Origin of the sequence: Kribbella antibiotica (assembly GCF_004349055.1) — a bacterium.
Classification (GTDB): domain Bacteria; phylum Actinomycetota; class Actinomycetes; order Propionibacteriales; family Kribbellaceae; genus Kribbella; species Kribbella antibiotica.
The window spans coordinates 1-24694 of record NZ_SMKX01000026.1 but is presented as its reverse complement, the minus strand read 5'-3'; the positions used below and the strand labels follow the sequence as shown (position 1 = coordinate 24694).

The 24694-nt window shown below is 66.0% G+C and carries 26 protein-coding genes; 11 read left to right on the top strand and 15 right to left on the bottom strand.

The features are described 5' to 3' along the window. Positions 1-157: 157 nt before the first annotated feature. Positions 158-844: a hemerythrin domain-containing protein gene (locus tag E1263_RS11640; RefSeq protein WP_165956579.1), complete on the bottom strand. Its 687-nt coding sequence runs from the start codon at positions 842-844 to the stop codon at positions 158-160. Positions 845-926: 82 nt separating this feature from the next. Between E1263_RS11640 and E1263_RS11635 the strand changes: the two genes are divergently transcribed. After that, positions 927-1535 carry a TetR/AcrR family transcriptional regulator gene (locus E1263_RS11635; protein WP_132167255.1) on the top strand — a complete coding sequence of 203 codons (609 nt, stop codon included), beginning with the start codon at positions 927-929 and terminating at the stop codon, positions 1533-1535. A 13-nt stretch (positions 1536-1548) separates the two neighbouring features. On the opposite strand, the gene E1263_RS11630 is transcribed toward E1263_RS11635, so the two are convergent. Further along, the gene (locus tag E1263_RS11630) at positions 1549-2388 is read right to left on the bottom strand and encodes a helix-turn-helix domain-containing protein (protein ID WP_132167254.1); all 840 of its coding nucleotides are present in this window, start codon (positions 2386-2388) and stop codon (positions 1549-1551) included. 85 nt (positions 2389-2473) lie between these two features. Between E1263_RS11630 and E1263_RS11625 the strand changes: the two genes are divergently transcribed. From E1263_RS11625 to E1263_RS11595, 7 genes are all read left to right on the top strand, one after another. Beyond that, positions 2474-3337 carry an NAD(P)H-binding protein gene (locus tag E1263_RS11625; protein ID WP_132167253.1) on the top strand — a complete coding sequence of 288 codons (864 nt, stop codon included), beginning with the start codon at positions 2474-2476 and terminating at the stop codon, positions 3335-3337. A gap of 45 nt (positions 3338-3382) precedes the next feature. Then, complete coding sequence (locus E1263_RS11620) at positions 3383-4555, top strand: acyl-CoA dehydrogenase family protein (protein WP_132167252.1); 1173 nt, start codon at positions 3383-3385, stop codon at positions 4553-4555. Positions 4556-4580: 25 nt separating this feature from the next. Further along, positions 4581-5231, top strand: a complete 651-nt coding sequence (locus E1263_RS11615; protein WP_132167251.1) for a nitroreductase family protein — start codon at positions 4581-4583, stop codon at positions 5229-5231. 18 nt (positions 5232-5249) lie between these two features. Beyond that, complete coding sequence (locus tag E1263_RS11610; RefSeq protein ID WP_132167250.1) at positions 5250-5951, top strand: GntR family transcriptional regulator; 702 nt, start codon at positions 5250-5252, stop codon at positions 5949-5951. Positions 5952-6016: 65 nt separating this feature from the next. Next, entirely contained in the window at positions 6017-7486 is a 1470-nt protein-coding gene (locus E1263_RS11605; protein WP_132167249.1) for an NCS1 family nucleobase:cation symporter-1, read from the top strand. Further along, positions 7483-8211, top strand: coding sequence for an aspartate/glutamate racemase family protein (locus tag E1263_RS11600; protein ID WP_132167248.1), 729 nt, complete (start codon positions 7483-7485; stop codon positions 8209-8211). Before E1263_RS11605 ends, E1263_RS11600 begins: the two co-directional genes overlap by 4 nt. Positions 8212-8439: 228 nt before the next feature. Further along, positions 8440-9813 carry a condensation domain-containing protein gene (locus E1263_RS11595; RefSeq protein ID WP_132167247.1) on the top strand — a complete coding sequence of 458 codons (1374 nt, stop codon included), beginning with the start codon at positions 8440-8442 and terminating at the stop codon, positions 9811-9813. 48 nt (positions 9814-9861) lie between these two features. Here the strand turns inward: E1263_RS11595 and E1263_RS11590 are convergent, their stop codons facing one another. The 8 genes from E1263_RS11590 to E1263_RS11560 form a co-directional block, all read right to left on the bottom strand. After that, positions 9862-10821: an isopenicillin N synthase family dioxygenase gene (locus E1263_RS11590; protein WP_132167246.1), complete on the bottom strand. Its 960-nt coding sequence runs from the start codon at positions 10819-10821 to the stop codon at positions 9862-9864. Continuing rightward, complete coding sequence (locus E1263_RS11585) at positions 10818-11264, bottom strand: nucleoside deaminase (protein WP_132167245.1); 447 nt, start codon at positions 11262-11264, stop codon at positions 10818-10820. The genes E1263_RS11590 and E1263_RS11585 overlap by 4 nt, the downstream gene beginning before the upstream one ends. Further along, entirely contained in the window at positions 11261-12460 is a 1200-nt protein-coding gene (locus tag E1263_RS11580) for a purine-cytosine permease family protein (protein WP_202868837.1), read from the bottom strand. The genes E1263_RS11585 and E1263_RS11580 overlap by 4 nt, the downstream gene beginning before the upstream one ends. Next, complete coding sequence (locus E1263_RS43220; protein WP_202868836.1) at positions 12457-12651, bottom strand: hypothetical protein; 195 nt, start codon at positions 12649-12651, stop codon at positions 12457-12459. Before E1263_RS43220 ends, E1263_RS11580 begins: the two co-directional genes overlap by 4 nt. Positions 12652-12703: 52 nt before the next feature. Continuing rightward, positions 12704-13216 (bottom strand): hypothetical protein, encoded by a 513-nt coding sequence (locus tag E1263_RS11575; RefSeq protein WP_132167244.1) that lies wholly within the window; start codon positions 13214-13216, stop codon positions 12704-12706. 119 nt (positions 13217-13335) lie between these two features. Then, positions 13336-13737 (bottom strand): hypothetical protein, encoded by a 402-nt coding sequence (locus E1263_RS11570; RefSeq protein ID WP_132167243.1) that lies wholly within the window; start codon positions 13735-13737, stop codon positions 13336-13338. Then, a complete protein-coding gene (locus E1263_RS11565) occupies positions 13734-15113 on the bottom strand; it encodes a DUF4331 domain-containing protein (RefSeq protein WP_132167242.1) in 1380 nt (459 codons plus the stop codon). Before E1263_RS11565 ends, E1263_RS11570 begins: the two co-directional genes overlap by 4 nt. Next, positions 15113-15385 (bottom strand): twin-arginine translocation signal domain-containing protein, encoded by a 273-nt coding sequence (locus E1263_RS11560; protein ID WP_132167241.1) that lies wholly within the window; start codon positions 15383-15385, stop codon positions 15113-15115. Before E1263_RS11560 ends, E1263_RS11565 begins: the two co-directional genes overlap by 1 nt. A gap of 210 nt (positions 15386-15595) precedes the next feature. On the opposite strand from E1263_RS11560, the gene E1263_RS11555 reads away from it, so the two are divergent. Beyond that, positions 15596-16543, top strand: a complete 948-nt coding sequence (locus E1263_RS11555; protein ID WP_132167240.1) for a hypothetical protein — start codon at positions 15596-15598, stop codon at positions 16541-16543. Here the strand turns inward: E1263_RS11555 and E1263_RS11550 are convergent. From E1263_RS11550 to E1263_RS44045, 4 genes are read right to left on the bottom strand one after another with little or no spacing between them, the layout of a single operon-like run. Then, a complete protein-coding gene (locus E1263_RS11550; RefSeq protein WP_238161189.1) occupies positions 16505-17695 on the bottom strand; it encodes a YibE/F family protein in 1191 nt (396 codons plus the stop codon). The genes E1263_RS11555 and E1263_RS11550 overlap by 39 nt on opposite strands. Beyond that, positions 17692-18624 carry a TolB family protein gene (locus tag E1263_RS11545; RefSeq protein WP_132167238.1) on the bottom strand — a complete coding sequence of 311 codons (933 nt, stop codon included), beginning with the start codon at positions 18622-18624 and terminating at the stop codon, positions 17692-17694. Before E1263_RS11545 ends, E1263_RS11550 begins: the two co-directional genes overlap by 4 nt. Beyond that, positions 18621-19859: an MFS transporter gene (locus E1263_RS11540; protein WP_132167237.1), complete on the bottom strand. Its 1239-nt coding sequence runs from the start codon at positions 19857-19859 to the stop codon at positions 18621-18623. Before E1263_RS11540 ends, E1263_RS11545 begins: the two co-directional genes overlap by 4 nt. 3 nt (positions 19860-19862) lie before the next feature. Then, positions 19863-21749 carry a pre-peptidase C-terminal domain-containing protein gene (locus tag E1263_RS44045; protein ID WP_272949658.1) on the bottom strand — a complete coding sequence of 629 codons (1887 nt, stop codon included), beginning with the start codon at positions 21747-21749 and terminating at the stop codon, positions 19863-19865. 263 nt (positions 21750-22012) lie between these two features. Between E1263_RS44045 and E1263_RS11525 the strand changes: the two genes are divergently transcribed. Together E1263_RS11525 and E1263_RS11520 are read left to right on the top strand one after the other, a co-directional pair. Further along, positions 22013-22765 (top strand): SDR family oxidoreductase, encoded by a 753-nt coding sequence (locus E1263_RS11525; protein ID WP_132167236.1) that lies wholly within the window; start codon positions 22013-22015, stop codon positions 22763-22765. 73 nt (positions 22766-22838) lie between these two features. Then, positions 22839-24032, top strand: a complete 1194-nt coding sequence (locus tag E1263_RS11520) for an alpha/beta hydrolase family protein (protein WP_202868835.1) — start codon at positions 22839-22841, stop codon at positions 24030-24032. Here the strand turns inward: E1263_RS11520 and E1263_RS11515 are convergent, their stop codons facing one another. After that, complete coding sequence (locus tag E1263_RS11515) at positions 24033-24275, bottom strand: carbohydrate binding domain-containing protein (protein ID WP_132167235.1); 243 nt, start codon at positions 24273-24275, stop codon at positions 24033-24035. Positions 24276-24694 lie beyond the last annotated feature (419 nt).

The window sequence follows — 24694 nt, the reverse complement described above, 5'->3', positions numbered from 1 at the left end:
GGTTCCGGTGCATTGCGCTCCCCAAACCACCATCCTCAGCGAGCAACAACCGCCGACCGTCACGGCCGCACCCACAGCGCCGACACCAGCCTGTCCCCCAAGACATGACCATCTGTCCACCACGACTTCGAACGTCAGGCGATATTGCCGAAACGCCTTACTGGACGAGCGCTTCGGCGCGGACTGATTGTTTGTAGGCCTGGTAGCGGCGGGCGCCGAAGGCTCGCCACAGGAGCCTGGCCGGCGGGGGCATTTCATTCAGGAACCAGGCTTGTTCGCGTGGGGTCGCGTCTTCCAGGACGATGCCGGCCATGGTCAGCTTGCTGGTGAGGGATTTCGGGCCGTTCTTCATGGCATGCCGCTTCGGCGCCTCCCACTCGAGAACGGTGAGGTGGTCGTGGATGAGCGGCAGCACCTCGGTTTCTTCGAGGTCTAGGTGCTCAACCAGCGCAGCCTCCAAGTCGCGCAGCGAGCCGGTCAGGGAGTCGCGGGACGCGAGGTTGGCATCGGCAGTCCAGCGGGGCAGCTCGGCCTCGATGACGCCGATCGCCTGGGCGACTGCTTCGTGCTGCTGCTCCATCAGATTGATCAGCGCCTGCTGCAGCGGGACGCGTTCGACGAGCAGCGGCCAGAGCAGTTCATCCTCGGCCTCATGGTGTTCGTGCAGCATGCCCAGCATCAGAGCGAGGTGGTCTCCGAGCAGGCGCGCACGAGCGGTGTCACCAGCCGGTACGACGGCGATCAGCTCAGGCAGTTGCGCGAACTCGCGGCGCATCGCCCGGTGAATGACCTTCATCTGCTGGGTTTCCGGCTTGTCGGCCGGGGCGTCAGGGTTGATCAGCATGAATTCATAGTACACACTTACTTTCAATAGATGACCATCACTTGATTGGATGGAACACCCGAGGATCTGCGATAGTGCCGCCATGGCGAAGCGCTCGTACACGTCGAAGGTCCGGACTGTCGCGGCTCAGGAGACCCGCGCTGCCGTACTGCGGGCCGCCCGGCAACTCTTCGAGGAGCAGGGGTACGCGAAGACCACGGTGGCCGGAATCGCCGAGCAGGCAGGCGTCGCGCTCAACACGGTGTACACCAGCGTCGGCGGCAAACCCGGGCTGCTTGCGGCTCTGGTCGCGGAGAGCGCCGATGACGCGCTCATCCAGAGCACACTGGACGACGTACTGGGTTCGAGCGACGGCCGCGACATCCTGCACCGGACAGCTGAGGGCACGGGCACCATCACCCGGCAGCACGAAACCATCCTGAATCTGTTGCACGACAACGCAAACGCTGACCCGGTGGTCACGGCCGCGGCCGAAAGCGCCGACAAGATCTACCGCGCACGGCTGGAGCAGACTGCCCAACACTTGGTGACGCTCAATGCCGTCCGCACCGACCAATCCCACACCGCCGACATTCTCTGGTTCTACTTCGGCCGGAGCGGCTGGAGAGCCGTCCGCGAGCTCGGCTGGGATTGGCCCGAATGCACCACCTGGCTGACCGACCAGGCAAGCTCCGCCCTCCTGCCGCGCTAGCCGACGCGAGGTCTCAGGGAGCGCTGACTCGTTCGGATCCGAGGACGCGGAGGAGTTGCAACTGGTCTGCGGCGGTAGTCCCAGGGGCAGCGGTGAAGATGATCAGGCGGAGGTCAGCGCCGTGGATCGTGACGACGTCGCAGTCCAACTCGATCGCGCCGATCTCCGGATGGTCGATGGTCTTGCGCTCGTTGCCGTGCTCCCCGATCGTCGCGGTGTCCCACAGGCGTGCGAATTCCTCGCTACGCGATCGCAGCGCAGACACGAGAGCTGCGAGATCCGGGTCGGCCGGGTAGCGCGCATGGACGCCGCGAAGGTCCGCAACGAGTGCCCCACGGTACTTCTCCAGCTGCGGATGACGGACTCGTGCCGGGCTGCCGAAGAAGTGCCGCCAGACCAGGTTCTCTTCCCGGCCGCCGGAATCGCGATGATCACCCATGAGCGCGGTCCACAGCGGGTTCTGCTCCAGCCGCGTCCAGGCTGCGTCGAAGACGGCCACTGGTGTCTCCGGAAGGCGGTCCAACAGGCGCCGAACGCTCGGTGTGATCCGCCGCGGCATCAACGTCCGCAAGTCACTCGCATGCCCGGCCAACCGCAGTGCTGTGGCAGTTTCGCTGTCCGAAAGCCGCAATGCCCTGGCGAGTGCGTGCACCACGCTGGCGGACGGATGCGCGCGCCCTTGCTCGAGACGCTTGACATAGTCGGGCGACACTCCAGCAAGCCAGGCCACTTCCTCGCGCCGAAGCCCCGCCGTACGGGTCGATCGGTTCCCAAAAGGTGACCCGACATCCGCAGGCTGCAGACGCCCACGCCAGGCGCGCAGCAGCGGGCCGAGCTCAAGCAGTGACTCCATATCCCCAGTGTGCCCCGACGAAGAAGCATCTGGGTGGCCCCAGGTGGGCCACGCTGTTACCGCCGGCAAATTGCAGTCTGGAGTCATGGCAGCAAAACATTTGATCACCGGAGCCACTGGCAACGTCGGCGGCGAACTCGTTCAGCAACTCGTTGACGCCGGACAAGACGTCCGTGCATATATCCGCAACCCTGACAAGGCGAGCAACCTGCCGCCCGCGGCCGAGATCGCCATCGGCGACCTCGACGACACCGAGGCCCTGCACAAGGCGGCGGACGGCATCGACGTCATCTTCTTCATGCAGGCCGCACCAATCCCCGCCCAGGCGCAGAACGTCGTGGACGCGGCCAAAGAGGCCGGCGTCGGCCGGATCGTCGTACTGTCGTCGATCGGTACCGTCGTACACCCGCGCCCACTGATCGGTGCTGCGATCAACGCTCGCGACGACGTCCTGCGCGAGTCGGGGATCGCCATCACCTACCTGCGCCCCAACGCCATCGCCAGCAACGCACTGTGGTGGAAGGACACAATCGATGCCGAAGGCAAGGTTTACATCCCGACCGCGCCCGGCTACAGCCCGCCCATCGACCCCTACGACATCGCCCGCGTCGCAGCCACCGTCATGACCGAAGCCGGCCACGAGGGCCACGGCTACATACTGAACGGCCCCGAGGCCCTGACCGACCAGGAACAGGTGGAGATCCTCGCCGACGTCCTGGGGCGCGACATCGAGTGCGTGCTCCTCACTCCCGAGCAGTACGCCGAAGCCAGCCTCCAGCGCGGTACGCCGGAGCCGCAGGTGCGCGCGCTTCAGAACCTGCACGAACTGTTCCGCGCGGGCCGCGCCGGCATCCTCTCCGACGACGTACAGAACCTCACCGGAACAGCCCCGCGGACCTTCCGCGAGTGGTGCGAAAACCACCGCGCCGACTTCGTTCCCACCGCGTAGCCGGAGCGCTTACGGTGGCTGGGCAGCCAACCGATGGAGGGCCCGATGGTCGACTTCTCGCTCAGCGACGAACAGCGCGCGATTCGCGAAACGACGCGGGAGTTCGTGCGAAGAGAACTGATGCCGCTGGAGAACGACGTACTGAAGCGGGAGCGAGAAGGCCGGCCCGGTGTCGAGCCTGATGTCGTCACGGAGCTCCGGCTGAAGGCGAAGTCCTTCGGGTTCTGGGGGCTGAGCACCCCCGAGGAGTACGGCGGGATGGACCTTTCCGCGGTCGATCAGGCGCTCATCACGAGCGAGCTCGGGCGAACGTTCGTACCGTTCTCGTTCGGTGGTGAGGCCGACAACATCCTGTACGAGAGCAATGCGGACCAACGCGAGGAGTACCTGCTCCCGACGATCTCGGGCGAGCGCAAGTCGTGCTTCGCGATCACCGAACCGGGAGCGGGCTCCGACACCCGCGCGATCCGCACCACCGCCCGCCGCGACGGCGACGAGTGGGTCATCCGCGGTGAGAAGACGTTCATCACCGGCGGCAACGAGGCCGACTTCGCCATCGTCATCGCGGTCACCGACGCCGAGAAAGGCTCCAAGGGCGGCTTCACCGCGTTCCTGGTCGACCGCGACCGCGGCTGGACCTCCGACCCGATCGTCACCATGGGCCAGGCGGTCCCCGCGACCCTCAACTTCGACGACGTACGGGTTCCGCACGATCACGTCCTCGGCGAGATCGGCCAGGGCTACGAGCTCGCCATGCGCTGGATCATGAAGGGCCGCTTCATCATCCCGGCCCGCGGCATCGGCGCCTGCGAACGCCTGCTCCAGCTGGCCATCGAGCACGCCACGACCCGCGAAACCTTCGGCTCCCCGATCGCCGACAACCAAGCCATCCAGTGGATGATCGCCGACTCCGAGGTCGAGCTCGAGGCCGCCCGCTGGCTCGTCCTGTACGCCGCCTGGTCCGTCGACCAAGGCCGTTCGCCCCAGCACGACAGCGCGATCGCCAAGCTCTACGGCACGAATACCGTCAACCGCGTCGCCGACCGAGTCCTCCAGATCCACGGCGGCATGGGCTACACCAAAGAACTCCCGATCGAACGCTGGTTCCGCGAAGTCCGCCTCTGGCGCATCTTCGAGGGCACCGACGAAATGCAGCGCCTGATCATCTCCCGCGACCTACTCCGCGGCTACCGCAAACCCGGCGCCCACTTCAACTGAGCCAGCTCTCTCGTAGGGTGGAGCGATGGAGTTTGCCGAGGTGGTTCGTCGTCGTCGAATGATTCGGCAGTTCACCGACCGGGAGTTGCCGGCGGAGGTGGTCGATCGAATCCTCGCCAGTGCGCTCCGCGCGCCGTCGGCGGGCTTTGCGCAGGGCTGGGGATTCCTGGTCCTGCAGGATGCCGCCGACCGTGAGCGGTTCTGGCCGTTCGTACCGAACCAGACCGCGTACACCCCCGCGATGCAAAACGCGCCGCTGGTCGTCGTGCCGATGGCCCACAAGGCCAGTTACCTGGCCCGGTACGCCGAGCCGGACAAGAGCTGGCAGGATCGCGCTGAGGCGAAGTGGCCGGCGCCGTACTGGCACATCGACACCGGTATGGCGGCGATGCTCATCCTGCTGTCAGCGGTGGACGAGGGACTCGGCGCGTTCTTCTTCTGGCTCATGCCCAAGGCGAGCGAGGACCGACCGGACACGGAGATCCCCGAACACCTCCAGCGGTTCCGCAACGAGTTCGGGGTCCCGGACGACTATCACCCGATCGGCGCGATCGCGATCGGCTACCGGGCGCCCGACGCTGCACCCCAGAACCCGAAACTGGCCGAGCGGCGCCGCGACGCCAGCCAGGTCATTCATCGCGGGCAATGGGGTACGCCGATGTACGGATCCGCCTAGAAGGCTTATCGTCGGGAGATGCGCCGTCGGTCAGGCTTTGCTTCGCGGCTGTTGCGCACGGGCGGTGTCGGTGAGACCACCTCACTGGAGGGCGATCTGCGGCGCTCGATTCTGATCGGCGATCAGCAGCCGGGTACGCCGATCCCTATCGACGAGGTCGCGGCGTTCTTCGGGGTCAGTCCGATCCCGGTCCGCGAAGCGCTCAAGACCCTGCTGGCCGAAGGGCTGGTCGAGCATCGGCCGCACGTTGGTTACAGCGTCGCGAAACTGACCTTCAGCGAGTTCAAGGAACTGTACGACGTCCGCCAGGCGCTCGAATCGGCCGCTTTGCGCGCAGCCGCCGTACTGGCTGAGCCGGGGCACGAGGAGCAGGTCCGGGCTGCCCATGCCCAGCTCGGCGAGGCCGTCGAACGCGGCGACGAGCGGGCATACGACACCGCTGCCCGCGCCTTCCACCTCGCCCTGATCGTGCCGTCGGGCATGCAGCGCCTGGTCAAGATGTACGAATCCGTCTGGAACATCACCGAACCGGCCCGGCCGATGTCGCGCGTGCCCGACGACGATCGCGCCGCGCTGCACGCCGACCACGAGCGCATGCTGATCGCGTTCACCAACCGCGACGCCGACGCCCTGGTCGCCGAGTCGGACCGCCACTACGCCCGCCTCCGAACCGCGATCAGCCGATTCGCGGACGACCCCGACCGCTTCTCATATATTTGAGCCGAAACCCCACGTTTACCAGCGGCGCCGGCCGCCGAAACGAGCCCTTCTTAGCGTCGCTGAGCATGACCGACTACGACCCCAGACTCACGAACGAGGATCTCGCGCCCCTCAAGAAGCAGACGTGGGGCTCCTACAACATCTTCGCGTTCTGGATGTCCGACGTGCACAGCGTAGGCGGCTATCTGACCGCAGGCAGTCTGTTCGCGCTCGGTCTGACGAGCTGGCAGGTGTTCATCTGCCTGGTGGTCGGCATCTGCATCGTGCAGTTCTTCTGCAACCTCGTGGCCAAACCGAGCCAGCTCGCGGGCGTGCCGTATCCCGTGATCAGCCGGGTCTCCTTCGGTGTTCGGGGCGCCAACATCGCTGCGATCATCCGTGGCCTGATCGCAGTCGCCTGGTACGGCGTCCAAACCTTCCTGGCCGCCGCTGCGCTCAATATCGTGTTCCTGAAACTCTGGCCGGGCCTGGCGCCCTGGGCGGACGTCAACCAGCACGGATTCCTCGGCCTCTCCACGCTCGGCTACGTCGGTTTCGTCATCCTCTGGGTCGCCCAGGCAGCGTTGTTCTGGCGCGGTATGGAGACCATCCGCAAGTTCATCGACTTCGCCGGTCCCGCTGTCTACATCACGATGCTGCTGCTCTGCATCTACCTGCTGATCAAGGCTGATTTCCACATCGACCTCAACCTGTCGGACCACAAGCTCTCCGGCTGGGCCACGGTCGGCACGATGCTCAGCGCGATCGCGCTGGTGGTGTCGTACTTCTCCGGACCGATGCTGAACTTCGGCGACTTCTCCCGCTACGGCAAGAGCTTCGCCGCCGTGAAGAAGGGCAACTTCTGGGGGCTGCCGCTCAACTTCATCTTCTTCTCCCTGCTGACCGTGATCACGGCCGCCGCCACCGTCCCGGTCTTCGGCGAGCTGATCACGGATCCGATCAAGACCGTCGAGCGAATCGACAGCACCTTCGCCATCCTGCTCGGCGCCGCCACCTTCGTCACGGCCACGGTCGGGATCAACATCGTCGCCAACTTCATCTCGCCGGCCTTCGACTTCTCCAACGTGAGCCCGCAACGCATCAGCTGGCGCGCCGGCGGCATGATCGCGGCGGTCGGATCGGTCGTCCTGACACCGTGGAACTGGTACAACAACGACACCGCGATCCACTACACGCTGGGCATTCTCGGTGCGCTGATCGGTCCGCTGTTCGGCATCCTGATCGCCGACTTCTACCTGATCCGCAAGCAGAAACTCGTCGTCGACGACATGTTCACGATGGATGAGGACGGCGAATACCACTACTCCAAGGGCTACAACCCCAGCGCCGTGAAGTCGGTGATCATCGCCGGCCTGGTCTCGATCGCCTCAGTGCTGGTCCCGCGCTGGCTCGATGCAGCGTTGTGGGTCGCCGACTACAGCTGGTTCATCGGCTGCGGCGTCGGGTTCGCCGCCTACTCGGTACTCGCCAAACGAGCCAACGTGGCCGGCTCGGGCCAGGCCGCCGTACCGGCTGTGGTGGCCGCGCCCGCATGATGTTGAAGGTCATCAACCCCAACACCACCGCATCGATGACCGCCAAGATCGGCGCTTGCGCCCGCGCCGTGGCCGGTCCGGGTGTCACCGTCCACGCAACCAGCCCCAGCCGTGGACCCGCGGCAATCGAGAGCCACGCCGACGCGGCGCTCGCCGTACCGGGTGTGCTTGAGGAGATCGCCACCGGCGAGACAGCCGGGTACGACGGCTATGTCATCGCGTGCTTCGGCGATCCCGGCCTGCAGGCTGCGCGCGAACTGGCCCGCGGCCCGGTCGTCGGCATCGCGGAGGCAGCCATGCGGACGGCGTCGTACCTCGGCCGCGGCTTCAGCGTCGTCACCACCCTCTCCCGCACCGTCGGACAGGCCCGCGACCTGACACACCAGTACGGCGTCGCCGCCAGCTGCCTGGGCATCCACGCCTGCGAGATCCCCGTGCTCGGTCTCGAAACCCCACAGGCCCGGACCTCTATCTTGCAAGCCTGCAAGGAAGCGCTTGCCAACGACGGCTCCGACGCGATCGTTCTGGGCTGCGCCGGTATGGCGGACCTCTGCCACGAACTGTCCACCGAGCTCGGCGTCAGCGTCATCGACGGCGTCACCGCAGCAACCGTCACCGTCGAAACGCTCATCCGGCTCAGCCTCACCACCGGCAAACTCGGCGAGTTCGCCTTCCCCGACCGAGATCGCGTCGAGGCGCTCCTTGCGGAAACACCGCTGAAATAATCGTTGCCTGCCGCATCGACAGCACTTGGGTGCCCTGGGCAATCAGCAGTCTGTGAGATCACCGTAGATATTTCCCTTTTCGCTTGACCTCGGTCTGCGTGGCCCTCGACAGTTGTCGACATCCGCCGGCACTCGATGTGCCCCCCACAAACCCTGGTAGCCGGCGGCTGTTTCCCCTTGCCATGCTCGCGTTTCGACCCCCCTGCGAACCGGAGTACACCCATGCGCATGACCGATATCCAACGATGCGAGATCCGCCCCGGGCACCTCGTGGAGTGGACTGTTCATCCGTCCACCATCGAGGCCGCGACCGGACTGCCGGAGGACTCGCGCCCACCGAGCTACGTCCAGGAGTCCCACGTAAAGACGGCGCGCTCGGTGCGCGACGACGGCCTGTTCGTGCCGACTTGGCTGGGCACAGCGTTCGACATCCCGGGACCGATCGACCTCGACGTACTGCAGGAAGCCCTGCGCCTGTGGACGCTGCGGCACGAGACGATGCGCAGTGGCTTCCGCTCCGTCGACGGTGAGATGCGGCGATTCACGCTCGAGGCCGAGGCCCTGGTGCTGCACCGGGGGGAGATCGGCAACTTCCCCGACGCCGAAGTCCTGACGCAGTACTTGCAAGACCGGTTCGACGTCGCGGCGGACGCGCTGAGCTGGCCGAACTTCATCTACACGGCCGTCGTCCGGGACGACAGCACCAGCGTCTACATGGCCTTCGACCACAGCAACGTCGACGCCTACTCGATCTATCGGATTCCCACCGAGATCCACGAGCTCTATGCGGCCGGTCTCGAAGGCCGCACCGAGGACACCCTGCCGGTCGCCAGTTACGTCGACTTCAGCGCCATCGAACGCACGAAGGCCGATCAGGTCGAGGTGACCGACCCGATCGTCGACCGCTGGCGCGAGTTCGTCGCGAACTGCGACGGCAGACTCCCGAACTTCCCGCTCGACCTCGGCCTCGATCCCGAGGGCCCGCTGCCGACCCAGAAGTTCCTGCAGGAAATGCTGCTGACCGACGCTGATGCGGCCGCGTTCGAGAACCGTTGCCGCCCGTACGGCGGAAGTCTGGTCGGTGTGCTCGCAGCCACTGCCCTCATCGTTCGCGAACTCACCGGGCAAGAGGTCTATCGCACCGTCGCCCCGTTCCACACGAGGGTCAAGTCGGAACTGTCCGAGTCGGTCGGTTGGTACGTCGGCGGCGCGCCGCTCGAAATCGCCGTCTCCGCGGCAACAGATTTCGACGGCGCACTCAACACGGTCCGCGCAGAACTTCGCCGGAACCGGCCGATGTCACGCGTGCCCGTCGCCCGCGTGCTCCAGTTGCTGGGCACCGACTTCCGCCCCACCTCTCCCGACCTGTACTCGATCGTCTCGTTCGCCGACGGCCGGAGCGTCGAGGGATCGGAGCGGTGGCAGGAGCTGAAGGCCTACGGCCTCATCCGCGTTTCGTACGGCGACCAGGTGTGCGTGTGGATCAGCCGGGTCCACGAAGGCCTGCAGTTCGCCTGCCGCTACCCCGACACCGACATCGCCCTCAAGAGCATGCGCTTGTACGTCGAACGCCTCCGCGACCTCATGCTCACAGCCGGCTGATCAAACGCGTCGCTCCCAGCATGATCTGCTGGGAGCGACGCGCTCGCTTCAGCCGACGGTGATCGCGTCGAGGCGCTCCTTGATGAACGCCGCTGAGGTGACCGGCTGCAGGCCGGACACCTTGCCGACCGGCGGTTCCAGCGGAGTGACGACTGCGTCGTGGTTGGCCTCGTAGAAGTAGATCAGCGACACCAGATCTTCTTCAGGCGCATGCGGTTGCGGCGGCAGCACGCGGTGCCGGCCCGACGGCCAGCGGCGTCCGGTCCAGTGCTCAAGCAGGTCACCGATATTGACGGTCAGCGCACCCGGCTCCCACGGAGCGTCCTCCCAGCCCCCGGCCTCGGAGTACACCTGCAGACCGCCCGCACCAGGCTCGCGATCCAGCACAGTCACCGTACCAAAGTCCGTATGCGGGCCGATCCGGAACTGCCCCGGCTCCGGCTCACCCACCACGCTCACCGGCGGGTAGTGGTTGATGTTCATCGTCCACGTAGGCCGATCAGCCTGTACGGCGAACGGGTTGCCAGGCAGGCCCAGAGCATGCGCGAACAACGCCAGCAGGTCATCGGAGAGCCTCCGCATGACCGCGGTGTACTCGTCGACAAGCCCTTGCAGGGAGGGAACTTCGGCCGGCCAGACGTTCGGCGCGAACCACACGCGGTCCACCTCGGCATCGCCGGTCGGGGTCTCGGCGCCGAGGCTGTAGCTCTCCTTGAGGTCCGGCGGGGACTCGGTGCCCTCGGAATACGCGTTGGCCTCCGCACCCGGGCCGAGCCAGCCGTGCCCACCGACCTGCACTGAGTAGCGCGCCTTGACCTCGGGCAGCAGTGCGAAGAACTCGCGGCTCGCTGCCCGCACCCGCGCAGCCAATCCGGTGTCGACGCCATGACCGGTGATGACGATGAAGCCGGCCTGCTGCAGGCCCGCGTCGACCTCAGCCGCAACCGCGTCAGCTTCGGCACCCCCGGCGTACCAGCGAGAGATGTCAATAGTGGCAATCGCGCTCATTCAGATACCCCGATATCTTCGTTCCACAAGACTGGGTTCGCAGCAATGAAGTCGGTCATCATCGTCACACAGCGCGGATCATCGAGCAGCGTCACCTGTACGCCGTGCTCGGCCAGCCAGTGCTGACCGCCGTCGAACGTACGGTTCTCGCCGATGATCACGGCGCCGATTCCGAACTGGCGGATCAGACCGCTGCAGTACCAGCACGGCGCGAGCGTTGTCACCATGATCGTGGACCGGTAGTCGCGCTGGCGGCCGGCGTTGCGGAAGGCGTCGGTCTCGCCGTGCACTGAGGGGTCGTCGTTCTGGACCCGACGGTTGTGACCGCTGCCGAGCAGGACGCCGTCCGAGCTGAACAGCGCGGCTCCGATGGGAATCCCGCCTTCCGCCAAGCCCTGACGCGCCTCAGCGACAGCAACGTCGAGCATCTCCTGAGGCGTCATGATTCGTTGGCGATTCTGGCTCGGCACAACAACAAGTATCCGCCCCCGGCAAGCAGGAATCCGACGAAGAACGTGATGTCCCCGAGCCCGGGAACCGCCTTGGTGACGAGGCCGGTGAACTTCTCCTGGTTGGAGAACAACACCACCGACCCGATGAGCCCGACGAGGAACGAGAGCAGACCGCCCCAGTTCGCGTAGGAGGCGTCGTACAGGAGGTGGGTGATTGTTTGCGTTCGCCGCAGGTACTGGTCGGCGAGCACGACACCGAGCCACGGGCCGACCCAGTAGGCGATGATCAGCAGGAAGGCCTCGTAGCTTGTCGCGGCGTCGGGCAGCGCCCACCACGCGACGAGGAATCCGGCGACTCCGAAGAACACCGTGACCAAAGCGCGCGCGATGTGCGCGGGCAGCTTCACCCCGATCGTCACGAACGCCATCGCGCCCGAGTACACGTTGATCGAGTTCGCGGCGATCGCTCCGATCGCGATCGCCAGCAGGGTGGCCTTGGCGACCGGCGAACTCAGCTCACCGGTGAACGCTTGCGTCGGGTTGTCGGACAGGGCCGGGCCGATGGTCACCGACGCGGCGCCAACAATCTGCAGCACCACGCACGACACGAACAAACCTGCCGACGCGAACAACCCGGTGCGCACCGCCGACACCTTCGAGGGCAGGTAGCGCGTGTAGTCCGAGGCGTACGGCGTCCAGCCCGCCGCGTACCCGAACGCCGTACCGACCGTGAGCAGGAACCCGCCGAAGGAACCCTTGCCTACAACGGGTTCCAGCGCAGCCGCACCGGTGTGCGCCTTCATCAGAATCGCGATCGAGGCAACCGCAAAGATCACCGCCAGCACCGGAAACGCGTACCGCTCGAACGCCTGCACCAGGTTGTGCCCGCAGAACGCCAACGCCGTCTGCACCAGCACGATGATGATCAGCCCGACCAGCGGTCCAATACCGAACAACGCCGCCAGCGCATATGCGCCACTCACACTGTTCGTTGCAAACCACCCGACGCCCGCAGTGATCGACATCAGCACCGCAGGCAGCGCGTTCCCCTTGAACCCGAACGCCAACCGCCCCGACACCATCTGCGGAACCCCCAGCCGCGGCCCCCGCGCTGACAGAAAGTAGTGCGCCACCGCGCCCAACCCCGTGCCAACCACAACGCCCGCAACCGCCTGCCAGAAGCTCATCCCATAACAGCCACCGCCAGTACGCCGACGAAGATCGTCGCGAACTCGAGATTCGGCGACATCCACGTCCAGAACAACTGGCTCGGCCGACCGTGCCGATCCTCCTCGGCGATCGCCTCGTTCCCGCCAGGCTCCACCGCAAAAACCCGGTCCCGGTACGTACCGTCAGTCGTCGGTTCAGCCGCAGTCATCCAAAAAGTGTCGCCCCGCTCGTCGCCCCCGGCAACCGAATCTGAAAAGAGCCTAGAAACACTTGCCGGGGCGGAGGATTTGTTCTGGGCCGGTTTCGAGGAAGTAGCGGCGATCGCCTGTTGTGTACTCGATCCGGATACCTTCCACATAGCCTTCGGCGAGGACGTCGGGCCGGGTGAGGTGGACGATCAGCCCGATGTCGTCGTCCGACTTCGCGGGGAGCTCGGCGTCGACCGCCAACCGGGGGCGGTTGGCCTCGCCGTCGAAGGGCCCATTGCCGAACGCCCATCCGGATTTGCTGGTGGCGGCACCCTGCACGAGGAAGGCACCGGCGTTCTCGACACCGCGGGCGCCGATCAGTGAGACATCGGTGATCTTGACGATGCTCGAGGAGCTGTTGCGCAGCGTGTCCATGGTGCCGATGGTCGCTGACTCCGACTCACCCACGGGGAAGCAGAGCTGGTTGCCAAGACCGCTTTCTCCCAGCGGACCGTCACCGTGCCGGATGCCGAAGAACCAGACGCCAGCGGCCAGCAGACCCACCGACAGAACAATCGCAAGCATGCGCGTACGCATCATCGACCCCCCAGGTTTCGATAACAGACGACTCATTATCGCTGCTGTGAGGGTCGCGGGCAGCCGCCGGGCGTGGCCCCTGTGTCCACTCCCGACGGCTCCACGTCTTACTGCGGCCAGTCAGCCTCGGTGACCTCGCCGCTGACCACGTTGACCGTCAACTGCACCGGCCCATCGGGCATCACGTACAGCTCATAGCTGCCTTCGGGGACATCGAAGAACACAGCGGAGTAGACGGTCTCCCCCTCCGGCGACGGCCTGGGAACTACGGCCACATGCGGATACCGATGACTGTGCTCCCCCGGCCCGTGCCCGTGCCCGTGACCATGGCCGTGTGCGACGACCTCCGGGCTCGCCCAACCGGCCGGGCGACGCTCGATCTCGGCATCTTCCAGCTCGGCCGGCAGCGTGACCACGATCGCGCCGACACCGTCACCGATGTCGAGCAGGACCGACGAGCCCTTACCCGCATGCGGATTCTCCTCCGCGTTCGTCAGCGGCGCTGTCATGACGCCGCCGGAACGCCCGGCTTCGACTGATACCCGCCACCCGGCGTACCGAGGTACGGGAACACCTTCAGGTAGGTCGAGTTCGTGTTCGACGTACCGTCCGCGACCGCCGCAGCAGCCCCATCCGGCGTGAACGACGGGTCAACCAACGGAATCGTCAAGCCGGCAACCGCCCGAATCTCAACCGTCACGACATCGTCGAACACCCGGCGCCCGTTCGGGAACCCAGCCGCATCCCCGGCCACCAGCCCCAGCGGATTCGGCGTCTTCGCAGGCGGTACGGCGACATTGAGCCGCAGCATGTCCGCCTGCACCGGCCCGGTGTAGTTCTGGAACCCCGGTACGACGCCCTTCGGGATCCCGGTCAGCAGGATCGCGGCGAGGTCGGCACGCGGCTTCTTGTACGCCGCCAGATTCGGAAACACCCCCGGGTAAAGCGCCGGAAGCAATCCCGCCAGCTCGGGCTTGGTGACGTACTGGGCGTACTTCTTGTCCTCGTGCGGCGGCCGGCTGTTCCACTTGTCCTTCTCCGCCATCGGCACGATGACCTCGTTGAACAAGGGGTTTCCCAGCCGGGAGACCTGCTTGTGCGGGCCGTGCCAATGCGAAATCCCCAACAGGTCATCGAAGATCTTCGACTGCTGCCGGCTAGCGGTCGCATAGACCCCGATCACCGACTTCGGGTCCATCACGTCAGTGTGCTTCTTGCCGTCCCGGGTCAAGTCCGAGATCGGGACCTGCAACGCGATCGTGTGCACGTTCGAGCCCTGCAGCCCGTTGACGCCCATCGCCGCGGCCGACGGGATCAGGTGCGCCGCCTGGAACGGACGCAGCGTTCCGAGGTCGAAGATCGACCCGAGATCGGCGAAGAACCCGTCCGCCCGCTGCCCGGCGAACACCTTGCGGTTCGTACCGAACGTGTGGATCGCCTCACCCGCCAGCTTGGCATAGTTCGGCGTACTGCGCGGGCCGACGTTGACCGGCGGTGCGGCCAGGTCGCGCGCCAGGATGCGGGAGCGGCCGTTCTCGACCCGGGTCACCGAGTAGTACTGCGGCCGGTTCCACGTCTTGTCCTTGATCGACGTGATCGGACCGGTGTTGTACAGGAACGTCTTCTTGTTCCGGATCTCGGCGTGGAAGCGGAACTGGTAGCTGATATCCGCCTTGCCGTCACCACCGTTGGAGATGTGGATCTGGTAGAGCACGTCGTCGCCGAACTCGTAGAAGTTCGGCCCGCCGAACGGGTTTTGGAACGGGATGAAGTTGGCGATCAGCGTCACCGTGTCCGGCTTGTCCGGGCTGACGAATGCGTACACGTCGGTGTTGTCGGCGACCGGGTCCTTCGAGATCTCCGGTGCTTCACGATGCGATGACATCAGGCGGTCCTCACTCCGGCGAGCCGGGACGCGAGATCGCGATCGGTGATCAGCACTTCGCGCTCGCCGACCATGATCGCCATCTCGCCCTTCTGCACGTCCTTGACGTGGACGACGAACGACTCCGCGTTCGTCAGGTCCGCGACCTCGAGCTGACTCGCGGCAGCGGCGGGCTGCTCGTCGAAGATCTTCGGCGCGGCGATGGCCCCGGCTGCGGCGACAGTTCCCGCGCCCGCGAACACCAGGAAACCGCGACGTGTTGCGTCACTCATACCTGTTCCTCTCCTTCGGCACACCCCTGTCTGGGGCAGATGCGACCCGATCGCATCTGATGTGATCTGAATCACACTCACTGCCGTACGGCGTTCGCAGCCGCAGGACCGGCGGATGGGTCCACACGCAAAAGACGGCCAGCGGCGCAGGCGCCTTCGACACCCCGGCGACCTCGGATAGGTCGCCGTACGAGCCGCTACGGTGAGCTCGTGGGCGTCGACGGACTCGACAGTGACCGCGTGCAGTTGGACGAAGTACTTGCCAGCGGTCCGTTCAGCCTTGCGCTGAAGCTGGCGATTCGAGGCAGCGGCCTGAGTCTTGACCGCTTGCAGCACAAGCTCGAAGAGCGGGGCGCGCGGGTGAGCAAGACCGCGCTCAGCTATTGGCAGCACGGCCGCACCAGGCCGGAACGACCTGAGTCGTTGCGAGCGCTGTCGGTTGTCGAGGAGGTTCTCGGACTCGACCCGGAGGCGTTGTCGTCGCTGCTGGGCCCGGCGCGGCCGCGTGGGCGCTGGCTGGCCCAACACCCCAACTCGTTGCGGCTCGACGAGGCGTGGGCCCGCCCTGATGGGCTGTCCCGCGCCCTACAGCGCATGGGCACGAGCCTCGACGCACTGCATCGGCTCACCAAGGTCGGCGTGCACATCACCAGCACCGTCAGCAAGGACCACAAGCTGCTCGAATCCAGCTACCTGGTCGTCGTTCGCGCCGTACAAGACAACGTCGATCGGTACGTCGCTGCCTTCCGCACCGACGCCGGGATGGTCGAGCCACTGCGCATCGAGGACACTGTCGGCTGCCGGGTGGGTCGTCGGCGTGACGACGAAGCCACCGGGTTCTGCACCTACGAGCTGTTGCTAGAGCGACCGCTGCGGGCAGGCGAGCTGACCGTGCTGCGCTACACGCTGCGATCGGCGACGGCCGAGATCGACGCCTATCAGTCGCACCGGGCCGCGCCCGGCCTGCTGGACTTCTCGATCCAGGTCCGCTTCGACCCGTCCTGCCTACCGGTGCGGGTCTACCGCACCCACCGCCTATCGGTCGCCGACAGCGAACCGAAGGAGACCGACCTGTGGCTCGGCGCCTCACACACCGCTCAACTGGTCGAGGTGAACCCGCTACCCGGCATCTACCGCGTCGCGTGGGCTTGGGACTGATCCGCTGCGGTGCGCGACCGCAGCGGCCGCCAGCGCGGTCGTGAGCGGTACGGCGGCGATGATCCCGAGGCTGCCGACCAGCCCGTTGACGATCTGCGTGGCAACGGTCTCCAGCGACACGACGTACGAGTCAGGCGTTCCGGTGATGGCGAACAGCATCAGCAGTGGCAGCGCCGCACCCGCATAGGCCAACACCAGCGTGTTGACCACAGACGCGACGTGCGAGCGCCCGATCCGCAGCCCGGCCGCGAGCAACTCACGCCGGCTCGCGTTCGGCTTCGCCGCTGACAGCTCCCACACCGCTGCCGTCTGGGTAACAGTCACATCGTCCAGCACCCCAAGGGCGCCGATGACCAGGCCGGCCACCACCAGCGACGGCAGGTTCACCCCGCCAGGAACGTACGCCGCCACCTCGGACGCGCCGTTGTTGTCCAACCCGCTGATTCGACTCCCCAGAACGAACAGTTCGCCGAGAGCGGCCGTGAGCACCAGGGCGCCCGCCGTACCGGCCATGGAGATTGCGGTCTGCGCATTCGGCCCGTGCGTCAGCAGCAAAGTGACGCTCATGATCACGAACGCTCCGACCACGGCCACCAGCAACGGATCGCCGCCCGCCAGGATCGCTGGCATGACGAACTGAGTCAGCACCACGGCGGTGACGGCCAGCGCGCCAAGGGCCGCCAGTCCACGCCAGCGCGACAGGGCGATCACCGCGGCGGCGAAGATCCCGACGAGCAGCAATAAGGGGCGACCACGGTCCTGGTCGACGTACTTATATCGCTCGTCAGCAGCGGCCTCCGGGATCACCTGCATCAGAATCCTGTTGCCTGCTTGGACGCGCGGGACCAGCGGATGCTTGACCACCCGCGCGTCGACCTCGCTGCCGGTACCCTCGCCGGCCGTCACCTTGACGCGCGCCCGATCGCACTCGTCCGGCCGCTCCGCGCATGGCGCGATCGACAGCACGACGCCGCGCGCTTTCGCAGTCTGCAGCGCATCGACCTTCACCTCATGGCTAGGCCAGAGCATGACGACGCCGACTAGGGTCAGGAGTAGGAGGGGCGTTAGTACGGCGGCGAGCAGGATCCGGACTCTGCGCGCTACAACTGCGTCAGCGTCGACCGCGCTGGTGTCACCGTGGCCGTGGCTCACAGTGGGGCCGGGGATGAGCCGGCCAGTAACCGTTGCGGCGTACCGGTTCCGTCAGCCGGGACCGTGAAGATCGCCGGCCCTTCGCCATCATTCTTGCTGTAGGCAATCGTCTTGTCGTCGAGCCAGGCCGCCTGGTCGTCGATGTGCGCTGACTCGGCGAGCGGGTGATCCGCACCAGTCGTCAGGTCGAGCACATGCAGCCGCCACTGATCGCCAGTACGGAACTTGTAGACGATCCGCTTCTGGTCGGGTGAGATCGACGGGCACTCGACGTTCTCTTTTTGGCTCGTCAAGCGGCGGCTCGCGAAGTCGCCGCGCATCAGCCAGGTCTTGCCTTTGCTGGCCATGGTGGCGTAGAAGACCTCGTCGTTCAGGAATGTCACGCCCCAGAAGTTGACGTCCGGTTCGCCGTACGGCTTTCCGTTGACGGACGTGGTGAAGTCCTCCAACGACCCGTACTGCGTGCCGCTGTTCACGTCGAACATGCCAGCCGTGGTCGAGAACGCACCTTGCCGCATATAGCTGTCGCCAGCCCGAAACACCGTCCAGCCCACGAACCGGCCGTCCTGCGAGACCCGCACTCGACTCGGATCTCCCCAGACCTGCAGGGTCTTGGTCAGGCCGCCGTCGCGGTAGACGTCGAGCTCGCCCGACATCGGTACGCCGGTAGTCCGCAAGCAACCGAGTGTCCCCGCGGCGGCGTACACGCGGTGACACGTCGGGCCCGCGCCGATCACCTGGTCCGGCCGGTCCCGCGACACCTGCCGGACTGTGCCCGCGCGATCGACGTACAGGAGTGTTCCGGCGCGGCCGAGGTCGAGCGGCGATGTCGTTGGGTTGTCGGCCGCATTCGCCCGCCAGCCGACATAACCGATGCCTCCAGCAACGAATAGTGCGATCAACGCGACCCCGGTGACGACCCGGTTCATGACCGTCCTCGCGTTCTCGCGATGAGAAGCACCCCGACAACGAGCAACACTGCGAACGCTCCAAACGCCGGACGCGCGCCAGCCGCTGCTGTCGCGACCCCGAAACCCACTGCCCCGACGGCTCGCGCCAAAGCCTGCGCAGTCTGTACGACGGCCAGCCCGGTGGCGCGCAGTTCCGCCGGAACCATCAGGCCCGCGCTCGCCATCAGCACGCCGTCACTCGCGGCGTAGAACAAGCCGTGCAGCAGCAACACAGCGCCTGCGACAACCCACCCTTTGATGCCGCCAGCAACGAGTAAGTAGGCACCGGCCAAAAGAACATGCGCGGCCAGGAACATCCGCCAGCGACCGAATCGATCGGCGAACCGGCCGAGCGGAATCGCCGCCAGCATGAAGGTTCCGGCGGTTCCGAGCGGAAGCAACGGCAGCACGGCGGTCGGAAGGTCGGCTTGGCGCTGGAGAGCGACGTACAGGAACATGTCGCCGACGGTCATCAGACCGAGCAACGCCGCCGCGACGACCAGCGAGCGGACACCCGGCCGCAGCGCGACGCGCACGCCCGCTTTCAGGCTGGTCGCGGCGCGTCGGGCGGCTTCGCGGTGCGGCTGGCGGACGAAGAACACCAGGACGAGTACGCCGATCGTGCCGAGGCAGAAGCTCACCATGAAGACAGCGTTGTAGTCGCCGGGCAGCAGGCTGAGCAGCCCGAACGCGATCAGCGGCCCGAGCAGCGCACCCGCGGTATCGAGCGCGCGATGAACACCGAACGCCCGACCCAGGTTCTTTGCTGGAGTCGCTAGAGTGATCATCGCATCGCGGGGCGCGGTCCGAACGCCCTTACCTGCCCGGTCAATCGCCACGCACGTACTGATCCCGGCCAGCGAGCCACCGGCCACGGGAAGCCCGAGCCGGGTCAGCGCAGAGACGCCGTACCCGGCGATTGCGACCGCCTTCGGCCGATTCAACCTGTCGGCGGCGTAACCGCCCGCTAGCCTCAGCAGCGCAGTAGCGCCGGTGTAGAGCCCATCCAGCGCACCCAACTGCAGGTAGCCCAGGCCGAGTCCGTAGATCAAGTACATCGGCAGCACCGCGGTGATCATCTCCGCGGACGCATCGGTCACGAAGCTGACGATGCCCAAGGCAACGACCGTGCCCGGTACGCGGCCGTGCCGCAGACGTTGACCAGCAGTGCCGGCGCGAGCAGTGTCGCCGGCACGCATCGTGGACAGGTACATCGCTTACGAGTAACTGCCGGTGAGGCTCAGGCCCGAGAACGCCGCATAGCCGTTGAGCATCACGTGGTACGTGCCGGCCTGCGCAGTAGAGATCGTGCAGGTCTCAGCGTTGCCGCTTTCGTACGGCCGGCAGTCGTAGCTCGACGTCGTCGGCGCCGAACCGAACTTCACGTACAGGTCCGCGTCCCCCGAGCCGCCCGAGGTCACGAACTTCAGGTTGGTGGCACCGGCCGGTACCGCCAGCGTGTACCTCAGCATCGCGCCCTTCGCACCGGACAGGCCCGTCACCGGAACGCCGTTGCTGAGGCTGCTGCCGCCTCCCGTGGTGACGTCGAGTGCGATCGTCGTGGTCTTGGTCGCCGTACCGGACGTCGCGGTCACAGTCACCGTAGCCGCGCCGGTGGTGGCGGTGGCCGAGGCCGCGAAAGTCAGCGTGGACGACGCGTTGCCGTTAGCAGGCGGCGTCACCGACGACGGACTGTACGACGCGGTCACCCCCGCCGGCAGACCCGACACCGTGAGGTTCGTGGCCGCATTGAAGCCGCCCGAACTGGCGACCGTGACCGTCGAGCTGCCACCGGCGCCGCGGGCCACCGCGACCGAGGCAGGGTTGGCACTCACCGTGTACGACGGGGTTGCGCTGCCGTTCTTCGGGTGGCAACTGCTGGTCACCGTATCGGTGAACGTACGGCCCGCGACCGGGACGAAGTCGGCGGTGTAGCTGGTGCTGTTGAGCGTCAGCTTCGCGACACCAAACGTGTTGTAGTTGCTCTTCTCGATCGTCGCCGCGGTGCTACCGCCAGCTCCGTAGAGGGCGCGTCCGCCAGTGCCGACGAGCAGCTCGCGGATGCCGTTGGCGGTGTCCTTCGTACCGTCCGGCTTGGACTGCGCAAACCGGACGTAGTTGTGGTCGTGGCCGCTCAGCACGAGGTCCGCTTTATAGTCGTACAGCGCCTGGAAGAACGGCTTCAGGCTTGCGTCGTCGCTGTAGTTCCCGGCCGCGAAACGCGAGTGGTGCCAGTAGGCCGCCGTACAGGGTTTGGTGCTGGCCGCGAGGTCGCTCCGCAGCCAGGCCTCCTGCACACTGCCGGCCTTCTTGTCGATGTTGGAGTTCAACGCGACGAAGTGCCAGTCGCCGATGTCCCATGAGTAGTAGCCCTTGCCGGACTGGCCGGCGGCAGCGCCGAAGTAGCTGAAGTACCCGGAAGCGCCGCTGGTCCCATACTCGTGGTTGCCCGGCGTCGGGTGCGTGATGCTCTTATAGGCACCCCACTGCGGGTGGTAGCTGTTGTTGTACTCGCTCAGCGTGCCAGCCTCATAGGCGTTATCGCCCGCGGTGAAGACGGCGTCAGGATTAATACTGTCAAGCAGGGCACGAGTCTGGTTACACGCCGAACCGCAGATGTCACCAGCGCCCGCCACCGTGACCGTTGCCAGAGACAACGACTGTGTTCCCGACTGATATGCATCGATCTCATAGCTGCTAGCCGGGTCTGTCAGCTTCGGCGTGACGCTGACACAACGTCCCTCGAAGGCCTTGGTATGAAAGGCTTTCCCTTGCCAGTTGGTCGCCGTCAACCTGGTGGAACCCACCGCGAGTGAATCGGTCCCTCGCAGATCCAGCTTCGCAACCCGCAGCCGCAACCACTTCGCGCCCGGTTCAGCACAAACCTGCCCAGGACTGGTCGCATTGAGCAGCGCCTTGCCGACGCTGGACCCCTTCTCGCCAACCTGCTGCCGCTCAGCTGCGATCGGCGCTGCTTGCTGAACGCTCGGCGGATCATCACCTTCAGCGGCCGCCGCGGCACTGATCAACCCAGCAGCCAGCAACCCACCTGCAGTCACGGCAGCCAGCGTCGCGCGGCTATACGTCGTACGGAATCGAACCATTCTTCTCACACACCTCGGGGCGGAGGGGGGACGGACTACAGCAAGGTATCGGCCCCCGGGTGAGGATCAAGGCCTCACCGAAGACCATTACATGTTCAGTGAATGAACGCCCTGACCCGAGCCTCAGGCTCCGCCCCGAAACGGATTGTTCCGCGTATTGGAACCTCGACTCTGTCCCATCAGGGTGAGCTGGGCCACATCCGGTCACATCTTCTCCAGTCGATCCGTCAGCCAGACAAGAGACGATCTACTGAGGAGCAGCAATGACGATCCTGGTAACCGGCGGCACCGGAACCCTCGGCAAGCTTGTGGTCCCCCGACTGACCGCCGCCGGGTACGACGTGCGCGTGCTGAGCCGTCGTGGCGGCGTAAACGCTGACGGCGTCGAGCACGTGCAAGGCGACCTGCTGAAGGCTGACGGCCTGGACCTGACCGGCATCGACACGATCCTCCACCTGGCCGGCGGCGCCAAGGGTGACGCACTCGCCGCCACGAATCTCGCCCACGCCGCCGCAGCGGCCGCCGTACGGCACATCGTCCATATCTCTGTCATCGGCGCCGACACGATGCCCATCGGCTACTTCCGCGAAAAGCTCGGCGCCGAACAGGCGATCCGCGCCTCAGGCGTCCCCTGGACGATCCTCCGCGCAGCCCAGTTCAACAGCCTCACCTACACGGTCGCCCAGAAGATGGCTGGTCTCCCGATCGTTCCCACCCCTGGCGGCCTGCGCTTCCAGCCCGTCGACGAACGCGACGTCGCCGCCCGCATCACCGAACTAGCCCTAGGCGAGCCCGCTGGCGCCGTACCGGACCTAGCCGGCCCGACCGTCTACACCCTCCGCGAACTGGTCGACACCTACCTCGAGCTTGAAGGCAAACGCCGCCCGCACCTCCCGATCCGCCTACCGGGCAAAGTCGGCCGCGCCTACCGCACCGCCCAGAACCTGACCCTCACCAACGCGACCACTGCCAACCGCACCTGGTCCAACTACCTCACCGAGAAAGCCAACGCCTGACAGCTTGACCGGGGGATGGAAGCTGTGGTGACGTGCTCGAACGTGTTGAGGTGTAAGACCTGAGGGGGACTTGATGCGGGAAACCACGGTCAGATTGCTGACCCGCTTGGTGCTGGCGACGAGCCTCATGCTCGGCATGGCCGGCGTACCGATGGCCGAAGCATCGCAGCCGGCTGGGCTAGCACTGCGCGTCCCCCGGCCGACGGTTGCTGCACCAATCGGTACGACGTCCCTGCACCTGGTAGACCGTGGTCGCCAAGACCCCTGGACCCCCAGCCGGGTGCGCGAACTCATGATCAGCGTCGTCTATCCAGCAATACCCCACGGCGAACCGCGCGCCACCTACACGTCGAAAGCCTTCGGCCCCGTCCTGGCAGCCGACTGGCTACCTCTGATCGGCCTCGAAGGCCCCGAGCTCGACTACGCCCGAACCCCAACAAACGCACGGCTGAATGCCGCCGTCCGAGGTCGCAACCACCCGGTCATCCTCTACTCCCCCGGCTTCGGCACCTCACGCACCTTCGGCACCCACCAGATCGAAGACCTGGCCAGCCGCGGCTACATCGTCGTAGCCATCGACCACACCGGCGAGGCGCCGGTCGAGTTCCCAGGTGGCCGGATTGAGCGCGCAACGATCCCACCCAGCGACGAGACCGCGGTCTACCGCCAAGCCATCCAAACCCGCGTCGCCGACCTACGTTTCGTCCTCGACGAGCTCGCCCGATCGCGCAGTGGGCTGGCGAAGACGATGGACCTGTCCAGGGTCGGCGTACTGGGCTTCTCCGCAGGCGGCTTCGCAGCGGCCGAAGCAATGCTCCTCGACCGCCGCATCGACGTAGGCATCAACCTCGACGGCGCAATGGTCTACGACCTAGACGGCAAAGTCCTAGGCGAGTCCGCCCTCCGAGGGCTCGACCGGCCTTTCCTGCTCTTCGGCTCCGAAGGCCACCACCACGCCGTACCGGCCAACAGCCCGGACTACGACCCGTCATGGGCCGCCTTCTGGCAACACCAACGCGGCCCGAAGCTCGACCTGAACCTCCTCGGCAGCCGGCACCCCTCCTTCGCCGACTACCAATTCGCCATTCCGCAGCTAGCGGCGGCGTACCCGATCCCGCCCGAAACCGTGACCGCCGGCATCGGCACCATCAACCCCGACCGCAGCATCAAAGCCCAGCGCGCCTACATCGCCGCCTGGTTCGACACCTTCTTGATGCACCGAAGCCGGCCCCTCCCGCGCTACCCCGAGGTCCGCTCCATCAACTAATCAACGGATCCGGTTGACCGAGGCTGCTCCAGGCGGGCACAAGATCAGCAGGCAGCTCTCCACCTTGACGTCGTCGACAACAGCTCCCCACGCAGAGCCCGACGTACCGGCAAACTGCAGCACCGCACTCGACGACAGCAAGTTAGTGAAGTAGAAGCTCCGATAAACCCAGCCCATGTTGCTGTTGTTCTTCCCCGCAACGCTGAAGGTAAAGGTGTCAACGTCCTGCCCGTTGACCGTCACCTTGCCACTCTTAACCGTCGGCGGCCCCTCCGAGTTCCCCGCCACAGCAAAGCTGACCTTCTACGTCGTAAGCAACTGCGCAGGCAGAGTCCGCGCAACCGCGCCGTCGTTAGACCCGTTGAGATCAAGCGCCTGCCGCCCCTCAGCATCGGTCCAGTCGGTAGTCAGATCCACGCTCCCCGACGTAACCGTCCACCCATCAAACTGCTGCCCAGCAACGTAGTCATGAAACTCAACCGTCAACCGAGGACTCTCAAACCCATTAGCAAAACCGGCGCAGCCGCCGCCTGCGATGCACTTGGACCCACAAGCAGAGCAGACAGCGCGAGCACCAACGTCGTACGGCGAAATTTCAACATGGCAAGGCCTCCCCAGGCAGCTGACTCCATCTCCCCGTCACCGTCCCCCGGTGCCACTAC